At 57.4% G+C, this 17,041-nt stretch carries 12 protein-coding genes, 2 tRNA genes and 2 pseudogenes; 9 read left to right on the top strand and 7 right to left on the bottom strand.

All coding sequences use genetic code 11. The features are described from left to right. Positions 1 to 302 precede the first annotated feature (302 nt). The 3 genes from dnaG (at position 303) to queA (ending at position 5,958) form a co-directional block, all read left to right on the top strand. Positions 303 to 2,372 carry a DNA primase gene (gene dnaG / locus SH410x_RS18550; protein ID WP_473669745.1) on the top strand — a complete coding sequence of 690 codons (2,070 nt, stop codon included), beginning with the start codon at positions 303 to 305 and terminating at the stop codon, positions 2,370 to 2,372. Between the two features lie 250 nt (positions 2,373 to 2,622). Next, positions 2,623 to 4,431, top strand: coding sequence for a sigma-70 family RNA polymerase sigma factor (locus tag SH410x_RS18555; protein ID WP_473669747.1), 1,809 nt, complete (start codon positions 2,623 to 2,625; stop codon positions 4,429 to 4,431). Positions 4,432 to 4,854: 423 nt separating this feature from the next. After that, positions 4,855 to 5,958, top strand: coding sequence for a tRNA preQ1(34) S-adenosylmethionine ribosyltransferase-isomerase QueA (queA, locus tag SH410x_RS18560; protein WP_473669749.1), 1,104 nt, complete (start codon positions 4,855 to 4,857; stop codon positions 5,956 to 5,958). 361 nt (positions 5,959 to 6,319) lie between these two features. Here the strand turns inward: queA and SH410x_RS18565 are convergent, their stop codons facing one another. The 5 genes and pseudogenes from SH410x_RS18565 to SH410x_RS18585 form a co-directional block, all read right to left on the bottom strand. Beyond that, the gene (locus SH410x_RS18565) at positions 6,320 to 6,541 is read right to left on the bottom strand and encodes a hypothetical protein (RefSeq protein ID WP_473669751.1); all 222 of its coding nucleotides are present in this window, start codon (positions 6,539 to 6,541) and stop codon (positions 6,320 to 6,322) included. Further along, complete coding sequence (locus tag SH410x_RS18570) at positions 6,519 to 7,355, bottom strand: hypothetical protein (protein ID WP_473669753.1); 837 nt, start codon at positions 7,353 to 7,355, stop codon at positions 6,519 to 6,521. Before SH410x_RS18570 ends, SH410x_RS18565 begins: the two co-directional genes overlap by 23 nt. Before the next feature lie 163 nt (positions 7,356 to 7,518). Continuing rightward, positions 7,519 to 8,688, bottom strand: a complete 1,170-nt coding sequence (locus SH410x_RS18575; RefSeq protein WP_473669755.1) for a glycosyltransferase — start codon at positions 8,686 to 8,688, stop codon at positions 7,519 to 7,521. Positions 8,689 to 8,708: 20 nt separating this feature from the next. Next, positions 8,709 to 9,863, bottom strand: a complete 1,155-nt coding sequence (gene ispG / locus SH410x_RS18580; RefSeq protein WP_473669757.1) for a (E)-4-hydroxy-3-methylbut-2-enyl-diphosphate synthase — start codon at positions 9,861 to 9,863, stop codon at positions 8,709 to 8,711. A gap of 142 nt (positions 9,864 to 10,005) precedes the next feature. Continuing rightward, a pseudogene (locus tag SH410x_RS18585) lies at positions 10,006 to 10,416 on the bottom strand (hypothetical protein); the annotation flags it as partial. Positions 10,417 to 10,656: 240 nt separating this feature from the next. Between SH410x_RS18585 and SH410x_RS18590 the strand changes: the two are divergent. The 5 genes and pseudogenes from SH410x_RS18590 (at position 10,657) to SH410x_RS18610 (ending at position 14,013) form a co-directional block, all read left to right on the top strand. Then, positions 10,657 to 10,745, top strand: a tRNA-Ser gene (locus tag SH410x_RS18590). Positions 10,746 to 10,829: 84 nt separating this feature from the next. Further along, positions 10,830 to 10,903, top strand: a tRNA-Lys gene (locus tag SH410x_RS18595). A gap of 117 nt (positions 10,904 to 11,020) precedes the next feature. Beyond that, positions 11,021 to 11,497, top strand: coding sequence for a hypothetical protein (locus SH410x_RS18600; RefSeq protein ID WP_473669759.1), 477 nt, complete (start codon positions 11,021 to 11,023; stop codon positions 11,495 to 11,497). A 305-nt stretch (positions 11,498 to 11,802) separates the two neighbouring features. Then, positions 11,803 to 13,296: a hypothetical protein gene (locus SH410x_RS18605; RefSeq protein WP_473669761.1), complete on the top strand. Its 1,494-nt coding sequence runs from the start codon at positions 11,803 to 11,805 to the stop codon at positions 13,294 to 13,296. Between the two features lie 374 nt (positions 13,297 to 13,670). Beyond that, positions 13,671 to 14,013: pseudogene (locus tag SH410x_RS18610) on the top strand (hypothetical protein). A gap of 20 nt (positions 14,014 to 14,033) precedes the next feature. On the opposite strand, the gene SH410x_RS18615 reads toward SH410x_RS18610, so the two are convergent. Continuing rightward, positions 14,034 to 15,479: a hypothetical protein gene (locus tag SH410x_RS18615; protein ID WP_473669763.1), complete on the bottom strand. Its 1,446-nt coding sequence runs from the start codon at positions 15,477 to 15,479 to the stop codon at positions 14,034 to 14,036. A 620-nt stretch (positions 15,480 to 16,099) separates the two neighbouring features. Between SH410x_RS18615 and SH410x_RS18620 the strand changes: the two genes are divergently transcribed. After that, positions 16,100 to 16,516 (top strand): ISAs1 family transposase, encoded by a 417-nt coding sequence (locus SH410x_RS18620; protein ID WP_473669765.1) that lies wholly within the window; start codon positions 16,100 to 16,102, stop codon positions 16,514 to 16,516. 100 nt (positions 16,517 to 16,616) lie between these two features. Here the strand turns inward: SH410x_RS18620 and SH410x_RS18625 are convergent, their stop codons facing one another. Beyond that, complete coding sequence (locus SH410x_RS18625) at positions 16,617 to 16,829, bottom strand: hypothetical protein (protein ID WP_473669767.1); 213 nt, start codon at positions 16,827 to 16,829, stop codon at positions 16,617 to 16,619. Positions 16,830 to 17,041: the final 212 nt, after the last annotated feature.

Here is a 17,041-nt window from a genome sequence, read left to right on the forward strand (position 1 = left end):
AGGGAGATGACCCGCCCCGGTTGAGACTCGACGCTACAGGGACGTACCGAAATCGAAATTTGCCTCGGCACTTCATTCGGATCATGGCGCACAGGAAGGTTGCTTCGGCTCACTTTCCCACACCGTCACGGGTTCGGATGAGCCGGTCACCTAGGAAGGGTGGCGAGAGGATCGCAGTCGCGATCCAACGGGTTGACCGATTCACTCAAACCGCCATTGTGTCGGTATCAAACAGAAGGCTGCTCCGCCTAGGCGAGTTTTCAATTCTGTTTGCTAACGACGTTACTAGCAGGAGCGCTGGCTTGTCTTTCCAGACCGACTTCGACGTAAAAGAGCGAGTGCGCAGCGCGTCCGACATCATTGATGTCATCGGTCGAGATCTGGAACTACGTCCGCAAGGCCGGAACTTTGTCACCCGGTGCCCCTTCCACAACGACACCAAACCGTCGATGACGGTGAACCCCGAGCGACAATCGTGGAAGTGCTGGGTTTGCGACATTGGCGGAGACGTCTTCAGTTTTGTGATGCAGCGAGAGGGGCTTGACTTCCCCGGCGCCTTACGAATGCTCGCCGAACGCGCGGGCATCGAGTTGCCGGAGTATCGCAGCGGACCGAAAACGGAACCCGGCAGCCCCAACGACAAAGCCACCTTGGCGTCAGCGATCGAGGAAGTCGCTCAGGCGTACTACGAACAACTCGACACCCGCAAGAGCGATGACGCCAAAGCAGCCTGGGATTACCTTGCTTCACGCGGTGTCGACGATGAGAACCGCCGTCGATTCCGAATCGGGTTTGCTCCCGAGTCATGGGATTTCGCAGTCAACCTGCTCAAACGCAAGAACTATTCCGAGGCCGTCGCGGTAGCCTGCGGGGTCGCCAAATCGCGCAACAAGACAAACGGCAGCTCCTCCGGCGCAAGCGGATGTTACGATTTCTTTCGCGGTCGGTTGATGTTTCCGATCAACAACTCGCACGGCAAAGTGATTTCGCTCGGCGGCCGAATCATCCCTGCCATTGCCGATCGAATTGCCTCGGCGTCCGGTGGCAAAGCCACCGCCGGGGCGAAGTATTTCAACGGTCCCGAAACGCTGCTGTATCGCAAATCGTCGGAATTATATGGCCTCGACTTGGCTCGCGATGCCATTCGCACCGCCGGCGAAGTGTTGGTGATGGAGGGATACACCGACGTCGTCGCTGCGAGAATGGCAGGGATCGAGAATGCAGTCGCTGTGCTGGGCACTGCCCTGACAAAGCAGCACGTCGGCGTGCTCAAGCGATTCGCACCCCGCGTGGTGCTGGTGCTCGATGGGGACGATGCCGGGCGACGGCGTGCCGAAGAAGTACTCGATCTATTCGTGACCGCTGAGGCCGACCTGCGAATCCTCACCCTGCCCGACAACGCCGACCCTGCCGATTTCCTCGCTGCCCACTCAAAGGCTGCGCTGCTCGATCTCGCAAAAAACGCTCCCGATGCCATCGATCACAAGATCGCGTGCTTAGTCGATGGTGTCGACCTGACACGTGACACGCACCGGGTAACAGCAGCCATCGAAACGATGCTGGCGTTATTCGTCAAAGTCCCGCAGAACGACGATCGCGCCTCGTTGCGAGTGGATCAGTTACTGATGCGAATCAGCCGCACGTTCGACTTGCCCGTCGAGCGATTGACTCGGCGACTCGATGCCCTGCGAGCGGCGCGAAAAGAAAACGAAACGAAGAAGGCCCGCTACCAGCAACAGCAGGCCGCCCCCCCGGTCACCAACAACGCCCCCCAACAACGTAATTCCGATTCTGGTTTCGCGACCGATGATCCTTTTGCGTCGGCAGCGATGGAAGACGCCGCCATGTTTGGCATCGACGAACACACGCCACCGCCGACGCACCAGCCATCGTCGACTGCCCGTCGCCGCAACAGCGACACATCGCAGTCATCCCCCTTATCAGGCGTCGATCGCGAACTATTCGAGACGCTGCTGGAAAGCCCCGAGGTCGCGGCCATGGCGGTCGAAGCGATCGACTCGGAATGGCTGCAGTCAACCACTGCCAAAATGTTGCTCTCGGCGTATCAGGAACTGGATCTCAACGGACACGATCTCAATGCGGACTCGTTGCTGACCTTGATCGAGAACGACTTCCTCAAACTTCAGATCGTGTCGCTGCAACAACGCATCGATCTTCGCGGTGATCGCTCAACGGAAAGTCCGCACGAGCGATACACGATGATCCTAACCCGGTTTCACGAGCGTGAATTCGAGGCTGAGAAGTCGCGTCAGATCACCCAATTGGAATCAGCAACACTCGCCGAGGACGAAGAGATGGCGGTCCTACAATCGATCATCGACGCTGAACGCATCCGACACACCCCACGCTAACAGCCCCTCCGAAAACGAGTCTGACATGGATGATTGATTGAATCAGACTCTTTTTCGGATGGGCTCCCGCTCCTTTCCACGAACCCCAGGTTTTCCCGTACCCCGTCTCTCCCTGTTCTTTTTGTACTCCCGCTTACGAGCTTGAGTTGGTTGGTTTTGGCGAGCGTTCCCGCTCTCGTTAATCCGGCACGCCCATTCGAGTTCAGCGTCCCATGATGGGGCGTGACCCTTTTAACACGAAGTTAGAATTATGCAATTGATGGACCAAGACCTCTCGCAGCTCATCTCCCGTGGTGCCAAGGACGGTTACCTCACCTACGATGAAGTCAACGCATATCTGCCCGACGAAGACGTTAATCCTGAGAAGCTCAACACATTACTACTCGCCCTCGAGCGGCGTGGCATCTCACTGATCGAAGCGACCGAAAAGCAAGCTCGGGTAGCGGCTGCGAAACAAACCCGCCGGGTTGCGATGCCGAAGGTCTCTGGTCCTGAGACGGGAGAAGAACTGTACAACGAGAGCCGAATCTCCGACGACGATTTCGAACCGTCGGCGGAAGACACCGCGGACCTGGACGCGGAAGTTGATGCCGAAGATAGCTCCCGCGCCGCCTCGCTCGAACGAGCGGATGTTGAGGACACGAGCGGTCCCGTACTCGGCACGTCGAGTGATCTGCCGAAGGCCAGCGATGATCCGATTCGCATGTACCTGAGCCAAATGGCGGAAATTCCCTTGCTGACCCGCGAGCAAGAAATTTCATTGGCCAAGAAAATTGAAATCACGCGCAAGCAGTATCGCCGCTCACTGCTCGAAAGCGATTACGCACTACGAGCGACCGTCGAGGTGCTGCAGAAAGTTCACAGCGGTGAACTCCCATTTGACCGCACGATCAAGGTCTCGTTGACGGAACGATTGACCAAAGAGCAGATTTCACAGCGGATGCCGCACAACCTGCGCACGCTCGAGCCATTGATTGCTCAGAATCAAGAAGATTTCGAAGTCCTCGTCCGCCGCAGTGTTTCGCCACGACTCAAGGCTGAAATTCGCAAGCGTTTCCTCCGCCGTCGCCGCAAATGCCTTGAAATGGTTGAGGAACTCAGCCTGCGTAGCCGCCGCGTTACCCCACTGCTGCACCAACTCGAAAAGATCTCAGGACGGATGAACTTTATCCGCGAGCGCCTCGATTCACTGGGCATGGACGCGATGAGCCGGGACGAAGCCGCTGACCTGCGGCAAGAACTGCGAGAGCTCATGCTCGTCACGCAGGAAAGCCCGCGGAGCTTGCACAACCGCATGGTCCGAACTCGCAAATATTTCGATCAATACGAATCGACCAAACGTGAACTGAGCGCCGGCAACTTGCGACTGGTCGTTTCAATCGCCAAGAAATACCGTAACCGCGGCCTGTCATTTCTGGACCTGATTCAAGAGGGCAACACCGGTCTGATGCGGGCGGTGGACAAATACGAGTACCGCCGTGGATTCAAGTTCAGCACCTATGCAACGTGGTGGATTCGCCAAGCCATCACACGTGCGATCGCCGACCAGGCCCGTACGATTCGCATTCCCGTTCACATGATCGACGTCCTCAGCAAGCTACGCCAGGCCCAGAAACGTCTCACGCAGACGCTGCGTCGCGAACCCACCTATGAAGAAATCGCGGAATCGACGGAAGTAGCGGTCGAGGAAGTCCGGCGGGTGATGGACATCGGCCGTCACCCGGTGAGCTTGGACCGTCCAGTCGGCGAAGGGGAAGACAGCAGTTTCGGCGAGTTCGTGCAAGACAACGAGAACGACAACCCCGTCCAGATGGCCGCCAGCGGCATGTTGCGAAGCAAGATCGACGAACTGCTCAAGACGCTGACCTTTCGCGAGCGGGAAATCATCCGCCTACGATATGGGCTTGTCGACGGCTACAGCTACACGCTCGAAGAGTGCGGCCGGATTTTCAAGGTCACCCGCGAACGCGTGCGACAAATCGAAGCCAAAGCGGTCGCGAAGCTGCAGAGCCCATCGCGCGCTGAGAGATTGTCGTCGTACCTCAATCCCGCAGCCTGATCGGTGCGGCAAAGTTGAAAAGACGGCGGGGGCGACGTGCCCAGACGTCGCCCCGCCGTTTCTTTATCAACTTCGAGAAGCTTTCGTTCCAACGGAGATTGTCGCAATCCCACACCACGACAAATCGCTGGTTCGACCTCTTCGGACTGGCGTCGGGTCCTCCACTCGGTTGACCGCGCCGGCTAGTTGTATTGTTCGGCATAACATGCGCTGAGGACGGCATCCAAATACACCAGAAAAGTGGTTTCGCCAGCGACGGGTGGTAAATCGTGCCGGTTAAACAGTACCTGAACCTCCCCCGAGCGAAAACGACAGAATCCAACACAGCCAACCTGCCGATCAACGCTCCTCCGCATTCGAGGAAAAACAACATGAGCTTGAACGATGGCATACACCTAAGACCTTTTCAGATACACTCTCCCAATGCACGCACTCGACCTCTATGACTACTCATTGCCACGCGAGCGGATCGCCCAGGAACCACTGCGCAATCGCGTCGACGCGCGATTGATGGTCATCGACCGATCCAGCGGCACGATCGAGCATCAGCATGTCCGTGATTTGCCGGAACTGCTACGCGCCGAAGACTCGCTCGTCCTGAATAATTCACGGGTGGTGCCCGCCCGACTGGTGGGCTACCGCACCAGCACCCAAGGTCGCTGGCAAGGGCTGTACTTGCGAAGTGACGCCAGCACCGGTGTATGGGAACTACTGACGAAAACGCGGGGCAGCCTGAAGGCGGGTGAAAAGATCACGCTGCAGGACCGGGACGCACGCGACGGCGGGCAACTCGAAGTGATCGGCCGCGATCAAGAAGGCCATCTGTTCGTCCGCCCGATCCCTGAATCGGTACAGCTCGACGAGACGCTTTCGGGTGAGGTGGTCTCCCCGACAAAGTGGCTCGAACGTTTTGGCCGCGTTCCCATCCCACCCTACATCCGGGATGGCCGAATGGTCGATGCGGATCTGGTGAACTACCAAACCGTTTTCGCCAGCGATCGAGAAGAGGACAAAGCCAGCGTTGCGGCGCCGACGGCGGGGCTGCACTTCACCGACAGCTTGCTGCGCAACATCGCCAAGGGACAAACCTCGATCCGCGAAGTGACTTTGCACGTCGGCATCGGCACGTTTCGACCGATCGAAGTGGACGACATCGACAACCACACCATGCATCAGGAATGGGGCCGCATCGACGCGGAGACCTGCGCCGCGATTCGCCAACGCCGCGAAGCCGGAGGTCGCTGTGTCGCCGTGGGCACGACCAGCGTGCGAGTGCTCGAAAGCAGCGCGGCTGCCAATGGCGGAGCACTTCAAGAATGGACCGGAGCCACCGACATCTTCATCAAACCGCCGTATCAATTTGCGGCCGTCGATGCGTTGATGACCAATTTTCACTTGCCCAAAAGCTCGCTGCTCGTGCTCGCCAGCGCATTCGCGGGGCATGAGTTAATCATGCGGGCATATCAGGAAGCAATCGATGCAGAGTATCGATTCTTCAGCTACGGCGACGCGATGCTGATCGTGTAAACAGGCCGCCGCCAAAAGAGAAGGGCCATGGTGAAGCCCTCCCTGCCTCACCACGGCCCTGTCAATGTGGAACGATGCACCGATCGTTCCGCCCTCCCAATCCATGGTACCCGTAGTATCGGGCAGAGCAGGGCAGAACCTTCAGCAGAAATAGCCGAACCGGCAATAAAACTTTGGGCTCAACTTTTGATCGGCAGCAGAAACAGCGAGCCAGGATCAGATATCTGGCTCTGTTTCGCGTCGACAGAAGGAGCGGGAGAATACCACGGCACATTCGGCGGGCAGCGGAATCGACCGCGGAGCGTTCGACCACAACTAGCTCGGACCGGCGGAGCCGTCCGGCTAGAATGGGAACCACAAGCTACGCGAGGTGGTAGTCTGTGATGGGCTGGACCATGCCTGTGGTGGTGGGCGTGGCGGTGTTGGTCTTGTAGTAGTCTGGGTACCAGCGTCCCAGTTCAATGTACATGGCAACCACGGCGATCAGCATGAAAACCATGGCCAGCAGTAGCATGACGGTGTACACGCTCGGTGGTCGTCTCGTTGGCCGGCCGCCAGAATTATTCGATGGTAGTGTCGACACGGTCGCCCTCCTGAATTGCACCTTCGCTGTAGTCATTTAGGATTTCTGCCACGGCCCGGTCTGGCTCGGTCTTGCGGACCCGCAAGCGACTGACATAGCGTCCGCCCCGAGTCACTTCGAGCAAGTGGCCTTCGCGGAGACCATCGTCATATCCGATCGAAACCTCGACCAGTTTACGAGGTCGGTTGATGACCAGAACGTTTCCGTTTCGATCGGGAGGCGATCCATCAAGTGGATCATTCATGTTCAACCCGGCCGCGTCAACGACTTCTTTGTAGCGAGTGACCTGTGCCAGCAGTTGATCATTGCGATCTTGCTGCAGTTGCACGATGCCTCGCAAGCTGTTCATGTCGTCGGTCAGTTTCAGGGTTTCGGCGAACAAGTTGTCGCGGTCCTGTTGTTCTTTACGGATCTGTGCTCGCAGCATGGCGGCCTCGGCGGTGAGCTTTTCGAGCTCCTCGGCGCGGCTGCGATCGAGCTGAGCCAGTGAAGTATTCTTGGCTTGTTCCTGCTGGACGATCGCTTCGCTGGCGCTCAATTGGCCGGCCAGTGCGGTTTGCTTGGTCTCCAAAGCTGCCAGAGCGGTACGGCGGGCGACGCGTTCGCGATCCAGATCTGCCTGGGTACGAGCCCGTGCTTCACGAAGCTGGTTGTTGGTGCGTTCGTAGGTTTCGATTTGTGCCTTCAAGCCATTGTCGGACATCACGACGTCACGCCAATTGCGGTGCGATGCATTGACAGCGAGGGCCAAAACCATGAACACCAGGCTGAGCAATAGGATCAAAACCGAGAAGGATTTCCCGAGTAAATTCATGGGAAAGTGATTCCAGGGGAGGGATGAAAGAAAAGAGTGGGGCAGCGGGGCGAACTGCCAAATTATAGTTGGCAAAAAAAACACATGTCAACAAATTTCGCACTTTTCACACCTCTGTGCCATTGAGGTTGCTACGCACCGGTGAGTATATCAGTTGTCAGGATTATCCTAGTAACCACTCAGAGATTTTGTCGATCGCGGGGCCCATGGCATGCCGTGTTCGCACGATTTCCTCGGCCGCGCGCACGTGCAGCCCCCTCTGCCGAGGATTCTCAGCCAGCTCGCGAAGTGCGCTCGCCAGGGAGGCTGGATCACCGGGCTTTGCCCAGAAACACGTGGGAGATTGCTGATCGGACTGCAATTCCGCGGTCCCGCCGCTCGTCGTCGCGACGACCGCAACGCGCAATGCGAAGGCCTCCAGCACAACATTGGGCATGCCTTCGAAACGCGAGGGCAGCACCAGCGCGTCGGCCCGGGCGATTTCCTCGAGAGCAGGCGAAATCACCCCCGCAAATTCAACCGTGTGACCGTCGCAGTCGCCACCACTGCCGGCCACGGCGGCCCATTGTTGCTCGAGCCGAGGTCGATCCTCGCCGTCGCCAATCATCCGCAGAGCTAGTCGCGGCAGCGATTTCGGCCACCAGCCCGGTAACCGGCCCATGGCAGCAATCAAATCGGATTGCCCTTTCTCTGGCGTCATCCGGCCCACACACACCAACCGCAATGGATCTCGCTCCTCCCCTCCATCTGGTGACTGACGCCACTGCGCCAGGGCGCGTACCGAGTCGACGTCGACGGGGTTGCGAACGACCGTGACGTGATCGGGCAACAGTCCGTAATACTTCACGGCCGAGTCCGCGGCCGCTTGGCTGACCGCGATGACATGGTCGCTGCGGCGATAGGCGTTCGCCAGCATCCGGCGTTTGGCGTTGACGAATCGCTTTTCGACCATCGGCAACGCATCATGCGGCGGACTGACGATGGTCGAGACACGACGAACCGGCAGGCCTCGGATGGAAGGGTGGCCGGCGATCAGGGTGTTGTGAAAGGCCCGGTCGTAAATCACGTCAATCCGCTCACGGCGCACAATCTCAGCAAACTCCGCGGCTTGCCGACGCAGAATCGTACCTGGAATACGGCCCAGCATGGTTCGCACCGCACCTGCCCTCCCCTCCACGTGGCTATGCAACGCCACATCGGAGGGCAACTCGGCGAGCAATTCGCCGGTGCGATGGGTCAGGTACACGTGCACGTCGAATTGATCGCGAGGCAGATGCTTTGCCAACAGGGCAATCTGTTTTTCGCTACCGCCACCCCGCATCGACGTGGCCATCAACAGAACTCGACGCCGGCTCAAACGCTCGCTGCCGATCCGGTTTTCTCTGCGATCAAGGCGTCCAACTCAGCCTGAAGTTTGGGCAGGATTTCATCGTATCCATACGCGCCCAAAGCCACTTCTCCTTTCTTCAAGTTCACTTTTGCTGGGCCGCACCACAGGCCGAGATCGGCATCGTCAGTTTCCCCGGGACCATTGACCCGGCATCCCATGACGGCGATGGTGATCGCGTAATCTTGAGCATACCTGGTCATTTCCTTGACGCTGGCGGCGAGATCGACGAAGGCCTCGTTTTCGACGCGGGAACAACTCGGGCAACTGATGATGTTCAGTTTCGTATCGTCAAACCGCACCACGCTGCGGACGCGTCCGGCTTGAATGTCGTCGATAATCTCCCGCCCCGCGTCAATCTCTTCGGGTTTTCGCGGATTCGGCAGGGTGAGTGAGACGCGCACGGTATCGCCAATGCCCTTGCCGATGAGCTGTTCGAAAGCAATCCGCGTTTTGATGATGCCCTCGGGCGGCATCCCCGCTTCCGTCACACCGAGATGCAAGGGCACGTCGGGACGCAGCTCTGCAAACCGCCGATTCACCTCGACGACTTTGGAGGGGTCGCTGTCCTTGAGTGACACGACAAAATGATGAAAACCGAGCGAGTCGACGAGTTCGCAGTGCTCAATCGCCGATTCGAGCATCGGCGTGATCGAATCATCCGCGGCGTACTTCTCCTTTTTGGCTGGATCAACGCTGCCGCAGTTCACGCCGATTCGCACGGCGCAACCATGTTCACCCGCCAAATCAATCAGATACCGCACCTTGTCCTGCCACGTCCGATCGCGACCGTGGTGATAGAGGTGACCGGGGTTGTAGCGAATTTTATCAACGTGCGGCGCAACGAGTTCGGCGAGGCGAAAGTTTTCCTGCAGGTCAACGGCCAGATTTGCGGTCGTTCGCAGACGTATCTCCGCAAGCGCCGCGGCGTCTTGCTTGCTGTCAACGGCGATCCGGACCACGCCCGCACCGCGTGCATGCAACGCCTCGGCTTGCGCCACGGTCGCATCGACGTCCTGCGTTTTGGTCGCGGTCATGCTCTGCACCGCGATCGGATGTCCATTGCCGACAGTGATGGAGCCGATGGTGACCGGACGAGTCGGATTTCGCTGAATTGACATACGATGGGAGAGGGGGAGTAAGGAAGAAAAGGGAGAGAGAGGGGGACAGGAGCGAGGAGCTGATGGCTTCTCGCTCGCAAGCGTCTGCATATTTTGTCGATCGTCCACTGCGACGGTTCGCCGCCGGGGGATCCATGTCCTGAAATGTCTTTCGCACGATCGCCGCAAGACAGGCGTCGCGGTACCATTTTTTATCAGCGGGAATGATATACCAGGGGGCATGTTTCGAATTACATTTTTCGAACACCATCCTCGCAGGCTGCACGATCCGCTCCCCACGTGCTGGGCGTGGCGCGGTCGCCCGTATTGAGTTTCCAGTGTTTGGATGGATCGTCAAGTCGCTTGGGAACCGTTCCAGCGGTTCTGCCGGGCTGGCGTGAAGATAAAAGCTGATGATTCTCGTTCGGTAGCGATCCGAAATCTCCGCGATCGCCTTCGCAGTACCGGCACGCCCCCGGTCTTTGCCCCGACACGCGGCCCTCGTTTCAGCATCGATTTCTCGCGTTGCCCCCCTGTTGTCTGGATCGATCCCGCATTCGTCACAGAAATCGATTTTTGGATGGAGACCTCAGGTTGGTGCTGGAGTCAAAAGTTCAAAGTGCCCAAAAAAAGGGCTCGTCCATAAAAGTATCACAGCAAATTCTTCGTGGGAGCGGGAAAATTCGCTCCCCACGGTGGGGCAGTGCAGCCTGCCGACCTAAAAAGGTGCAAAGCATCCCAAACAAGGGCTGAACATGGGTTGCCAAGGTCGCCACAATCGAGCACAATTCCGAACTGACGAACGAGACCACCTGGAGCGGTGGCTGAGTGGTCGAAAGCGCCGGTTTGCTAAATCGGTGACCGGTTCACGCTGGTCCGCAGGTTCGAATCCTGTCCGCTCCGCTGTAGTTAATGCTACATGATCGCTGATTCCAATTCGGCACCGTCATAGCCACGGTGCTGTTTTTGTTTCTCGGCGATCGAACTGGAAGTGTAGCTCAGTTGGTTAGAGCATTCGACTTTTAATCGAATGGCCCTGGGTTCGAGTCCCAGCACTTCCACTTTTCTTAAGTCCTTGCGGATACAGGCTTTGCCTGACCCGCCGTGTTTGGCGGCGCTGCGTTTTCCTCGATTCCCAAAAGGGTAGCCCCCCCCCTTTTGGAGATGGAGCTCTGCACGTGCCCAAACTCTCTAAGAAGCTGCCGACCTACTGTCTGCACAAAGCATCGGGGCAAGCCGTGATGAAGATCGGCGGGCGATCTTACTACCTGGGCGTTCATGGATCTGACGCATCGCGCCAGGAATATGACCGACTGTGCTCGGAGTACCTAGCGAGCGGTCGATCGGCGGCGGTTATGAACGCCCGGCAATCCGGAGAGTCCGTGATGGTGCTCGCATTGGCGTTTTGGAAAGAACGAAAAACCTACTACGTCAAGGATGGCAAGCCGACCAGCGAAAAGTCAGCTTGGCAGGCAGGTTTGAAAAAGCTGAACAGCCTGTCTGGCAAAACCGATGCGGATGAGTTCGGGCCGACGCGATTGAAAGCCGTCCGCCAAGCGTGGGTGGATCAAGGGCTGAGCCGATCCGTGGGGAACAATAAAAGGACGGGGGTAGTTTTCGTGATTTCGACAATTTATTGCCCCCGTCCCCTTTGATCGGACTCATTGAACGCGAAGCGAAGAACGACGGCTGGATCGTCATCAGCATGAAGGACGACTGGAAGACCCTCTTCGCGTTCGAGAACTGAGCATCAACCAAACATCGCCATCGCGACTCCATCATCGCGGCGGTGGGGACAGATTCTTCACGGCGAAAATTTTGACAGGAGGAACGGGATCAGTTAAACAATCGTGATTGGAGGCATTGCAAACGAGCTATCGAATTTCTGAATAGATCGACTTCGTGCAAAATGCGAGCCCGTTTCGCTAGGCTTCTCCGTACGACTACTTGGACGCATTGAATGAAGACGCTTTCTCTCGCCGCACGCTTGCTGTGCCTCATCATTCCTCAGGCTTTTAATCGCATTGGCGTGCTGATCGCCTGCGCAGCCGTGCTCTGGGTCGGTCACGCTATCGATCTCCATGCCGCAGAACTACTCGTTGGAGCAGCTCGCACCACGATCACGCCCGACGAGCCCGTCGCCCTTTCGGGGCAGTTTCATACACGGGTGGCCAAGACCGTGGAAAGCCCCTGCACGGCAAACGTTCTGGTGTTGGAATCACGCGAGGGCGACGAGTCATTGGAGACGGCCATCATGGTCTCTTGCGACTTGGTGGTCATCCGTGAAGACGTCCAATCGCGGATCCGCAGCGCGGTTGCCGCGAAGCTGCCCGAGGTGGATGTCCAAAAACTGTTCGTCAACGCGACCCACACGCACACCGCCCCGGTGATGGTCGAGGGCAAATATGTCTTGCCGGCCGAAGGGGTGATCCAACCAGCCGAGTACGTTGGATTTCTGGTGGAGCAGGTCAGCGACGCGGTCGTGGAGGCCTGGAACGGACGCGAGCCCGCCGGTGTCAGCTGGGGGCTGGGGCAGGCCGTCGTGGCCCACAATCGCCGGGCAGTCTATGCCAACGGTTCGGCGGCGATGTACGGCAAAACGGACAAGCCCGAGTTTCGCGGCATCGAGGGATGCGAGGACCATAATGTCGACGTCCTCAGCTTTTGGGATGCCGAAAAGGCACCCCTCGCCATGGCGGTTAATGTGGCCTGTCCTGCGCAGGAAGTCGAAGGTCGAAGCGCAGTCAACGCCGACTTCTGGCACCCCACCCGTGACTTGTTGCGGAAGCGTTACGGCCCGCAACTCGACGTGTTGGGTTGGTGTGGGGCGGCCGGCGACCAGTCGCCTCACCTGATGTACAACCGGGCGGCAGAGACGCGAATGCTCAAGCTCCGCGGCCTCACGCGGCTCGAAGAAATTGCCCGACGACTCGACGTGGCGGTGGACGAAGCCAACTCGGCGGCCCAGAACGATATCCGCACCGACGTGAAGATGGTGCATCGGGTGGGAACGCTCAAACTTCCGGTCTGGATGGTCACGGAAGAGCAGAACGCAGCGGCCCAAGCCGAGGTCGATCGTCTCGCCAAGGATCCAGCCAACCAGCGCATGATGAACTGGCAAAAGGCGGTGACCGACCGGTACCAGCAGCAGCAAGAAGGTGACTTGTACGAGCGACAATTCCACGTCATCCGACTCGGTGACATCGCGATCTGCACCAATCCCTTTGAGCTGTACACCGATTACGGCGTGCAGATCAAGGCCCGCAGCAAGGCAGTGCAGACGTTCGTGATCCAGTTGACCGGCGAGCAATCCGGGACTTATCTGCCCACGGTCCGAGCAGTCGAGGGAGGCAGCTATAGCGCTATCCCGCCGAGTTGTCCCGTCGGCCCCAAGGGAGGGCAGGCACTCGTCGACCAGACCGTCGAGGCAATCAACTCGCTGTGGGACGAGTAAAATCGAAAGTAACTATTCAGGTTCATCCGACGGAAGTGTGCGCCGGTCGCTGTAGCTACGACAAGCACTGACTTAGGAACGAGCGGGAAATGACTGTCTGATATTGTGGCTGAACGCTCCGCGGTCGACCATTCCGACCGCGGAGCGTTCGGCCACTTCTTTTCCGCTCGTTCCTTACCGCTTTTTTCAGTGCATCGTTCAGGGTGGTGGATTTTTGTGGTATTGCGGTGGCATCCAAATATTTGGGTTGTACTGAGTGAGGCGCTATTCTGACTGTGCCGGGAGAAACGGAAGTGGGCTCTCATCGGGTTCACAGCCTGCTGCGATGGGCAACGCATTTCCAGAACGACTGGGCGGCCCGAGCAGATTGGTGTGTGCGGAGTGTTGAAGAATCCAATCATCCGCCCAAGGTTATCGTCGCAGGGAACCCGGACCGTGAGGCTCAAGCAGGAGATTCTGTTGCTCTCGATGCCGCGGCCTCCAACGATCCCGACAATGATGAAATCAAATTTCATTGGTGGCCGTTTGTCGAAGCGTCCAGTGACTATCTCGCATGATCGGGACACGTCGGCGGTTGTGAAGATACCCGCCACGGCTAAAACGGGCGACACGATTCATATTGTCTGCGAAGTCACTGACAATGGAAGACCTTCGTTGACACGCTATCAGCGAGTGGCGTTCACCGTTGTTGCTTCCAACGGCTCTCCATCGTTGTAGGTTTCCCTCCGGCAGCGGCTTCAGTGGCTCGTTGTGCAGCGTTCCCGCAGACAAGCAATCAGGCTCAGCACGAACAGCGTCAAAAAGATCGCGTGGACAATGATCTCGCCGCGGAACTTCTGCCACAGGAATGACCATTGTCCGCCCGCGGCGGCAATCGATTCGGGGTTGGGCCACCAGATATCGGACATTCCCAGCCCCATCAGATATCCGATCCCCATGAGCATACAAGCAGCAAAGAGAAACAGATTCGTCAATTGGGGAGCTCGGCTCTGCTGCCATCGCTGTACGAAAATAACGGATGCCGCCGCTGTCGCCACAAGAAAGAGCAGCCGGTATTGCTCAGGCATGTTGATGTCGCCCCGAGGATGCAGATCTTGCAGCCAGTCGATCGCCGCTGCCACGATGGTCACGCTGATTGCTAACTGCCAGGCCACTGTCGGCCAACGTCTAGACAGCAACAGCATGACGCATCCCAGACCAGTGAAGTCCGTGAGCACATCCGTTGCCGTCATCGACACGCTGCCGCGCGTGACCTCGGCCAGGTTGGGAAACACGAGCAACGACAATCTTGACCAAAAATAGAACACAAACAGAACCACGGAGCCGCCCACCAGCATGCCGATCCATTCACTGGCAAGAGACTGCGGAAGAACCTCCGTTTTGCCTGAATTCTCATCAGCGATTAAGTGATCCCGCAAGCGGTAGGCAGCGAATCCCAGTCCGGCACCCAAAAGAAGGCCAAAGGTGAATTCCATGAACTTCCAATACGGCAGCCAACGCCAGGCCTCCGAAACATGCGGTTGCCAGGCCAGGAACAGGCTGCCAATGCCAAATCCCAGGCCACCACTGATTGTTCCGTAGAAGGCAAACGTGGCCGGCAACCGAAACGATTGCGGCTGGACGAATCGCAAATACCCTAGCAGGGCGATGGAGCCGACAAGGAGTCCAGCCCACGACTCATCGCGTGGCTTGTTCAGGGGATCAGAGAAATAGATCAACCTGGGGGCATTGATAAAAGCGATGCCAAGGGTGATCCCCATTAGTAAGCAGCCCATCACTCCGATCAGATGACGCCATCGCATGCGATCTGCGACAAAGCCGAGTCCAAGCATCGCGCCGCCCAGAAGCCCCCAGACTGCTCCCTTGGTCGTTGTCCCGGCCAGTCCCCACAGGAATGTTTCGTCAACGCGAATCAGGCCCAGAGTCTGACCGTATGTCATGTTGCCACCGATCCCGATCCCGATGGTGCCAAATGCAACAACAACGGACGCGGCCCTGACATCAACGCGCCTATACACGCATAACATCAGGCTCACCAACGCCCCCGGAATCATGGCACCGAATGGCCCACCGCCAATGTATCCACGCAATCCCCATCCCAATGACATGATCACAGCCGGCACAAAAATCCAGGCCAGCATCGAATGGGTTCTCACTGCTGGCGCCTTCACGGATTCGATCATTTTTTCCGTTCTCAGACTGATGCGGGTGCAGTCGCTGGCCCAGGTCCAGGGCCATCAGCCACAATGGTGTCGAGGGTGTATGAAGAACGGCTGGAGAGTGTGGTTTTTCCAACGCCTCAGTCGGGTAGCGACTGCCCGCCGAGAGGATTCGAACCACCAACCCCGTTTCTGAACTCGATCCGAGTGTCCGGCAGAAGCAGCGCTAAGACTAAACTGCCCTGGCGTTTCCATCAATATCACTGTGTTGCACGTCGTCGCATCTTCGCACCCGTTTGACAGTTCATCCGACTGAAACGTATTTCGTAGTGCCTGGAAAACCTCCGCCGCACGCTTCCGTCGGATGAGCCTTTGTTCTGCCATATGCACCTGGATGGCGGCTTGCATTTCACTCAATGTCCTGCGGGCTTATTTGAAATCGAGCAAGTTCGCTTCCCTTTTCATCAGCGTAGCGATACACAAGCGTCACCTTCATCTTACGCATATCAGCCATATCCTGAGACAGGGCCAACGCGCACCCTGGGTTAAATAGGCAGCATGCGTCGAGTTGCGCTCAGCCGGTTTTTAGGTGATGATATGGGGGTGATTTGTTTGCTTCCCATCGCTTTCCAATGTTCATCTCTATGGCCGAAATCCAGTTCGATAACGTCGATTCGATACTCACTTGTTTTGACGAACTCAACGACCCGCGTTCCCACGTCAATCGACTCCATGTCTTCGGCGATCTACTCGTCATTTGTATCATGGCGGTCATTGCAGGAGCGGATGGACCGCAAGCAATCGGCATCTGGGCGGACACTAATCAAGCATGGTTGAAAAAGCATCTCAAACTCCCCAACGGTATTCCGTCTCACGATACCTTGGGACGCTTGCTTGCAGGCCTCAAGCCACTCGCATTTCAGAACTGTTTCCAGGCATGGATTCAAAAGGTTGCACCGTTGGAGGAAGATGCCGCTATGAATCAGATCGCGATTGACGGTAATCGTACTGGTAGACATTTTCAAAGTCGTCGACACCACCGGAGATCGTGGTCCCCGTGAGTGTTCCGCCAAAGTTGGCGGCCATTTTGAGCAGAATGGATCAGGGGGTTCTGGCTCCGTCCAGCCTTCAAAGACGCCTGACCCATATGATGGCTCCCTTCTACAACTCAAGAAAACGGTAAAACCAAACGCTTGCTCCAAAGCCAACTGCGTTGAGAAGAACCATGGCAAACAACAACCGTACTGAAATACGCCGACGGCGAAGCAGCGCGAAAGCGACAAACGTAAACGTTCCTACGAACATCAATAACGCAGGTGCAATCGCAAAAATCAAAGGCACGAGCCAAAAAAACGGATGGCCTTCGGCGATCATCGGTTGTACAGCAACTTCAACTCGTCCAAGAAGTCTCCGTACATTTGTCCATTCGGCGTGGTCATCATAAAATCTTGATTGAATTCGTCTTTAGGGATGTACGGTATTTGGCTTGACGAAAACGGATCGCAATATCCTGCATCGTGTCGCGCGAACAAGAACATTGAATACGCTTCACCATTTGTTACTGACCCCCATGCCGTTGAAGGTGC

The organism is Rhodopirellula sp. SH410 (genome assembly GCF_055811895.1).

Excerpts from the sequence above, each read along its gene's own strand:
- SH410x_RS18620 (WP_473669765.1), top strand. The coding sequence starts at position 16,100 with ATGGCCGAAATCCAGTTCGATAACGTCGATTCGATACTCACTTGTTTT.
- SH410x_RS18555 (WP_473669747.1), top strand. The coding sequence starts at position 2,623 with ATGCAATTGATGGACCAAGACCTCTCGCAGCTCATCTCCCGTGGTGCC.
- SH410x_RS18625 (WP_473669767.1), bottom strand. The coding sequence starts at position 16,829 with ATGATCGCCGAAGGCCATCCGTTTTTTTGGCTCGTGCCTTTGATTTTT.
- SH410x_RS18605 (WP_473669761.1), top strand. The coding sequence starts at position 11,803 with ATGAAGACGCTTTCTCTCGCCGCACGCTTGCTGTGCCTCATCATTCCT.
- SH410x_RS18570 (WP_473669753.1), bottom strand. The coding sequence starts at position 7,355 with ATGAATTTACTCGGGAAATCCTTCTCGGTTTTGATCCTATTGCTCAGC.
- SH410x_RS18615 (WP_473669763.1), bottom strand. The coding sequence starts at position 15,479 with ATGATCGAATCCGTGAAGGCGCCAGCAGTGAGAACCCATTCGATGCTG.
- queA (WP_473669749.1), top strand. The coding sequence starts at position 4,855 with ATGCACGCACTCGACCTCTATGACTACTCATTGCCACGCGAGCGGATC.
- ispG (WP_473669757.1), bottom strand. The coding sequence starts at position 9,863 with ATGTCAATTCAGCGAAATCCGACTCGTCCGGTCACCATCGGCTCCATC.
- SH410x_RS18575 (WP_473669755.1), bottom strand. The coding sequence starts at position 8,688 with ATGGCCACGTCGATGCGGGGTGGCGGTAGCGAAAAACAGATTGCCCTG.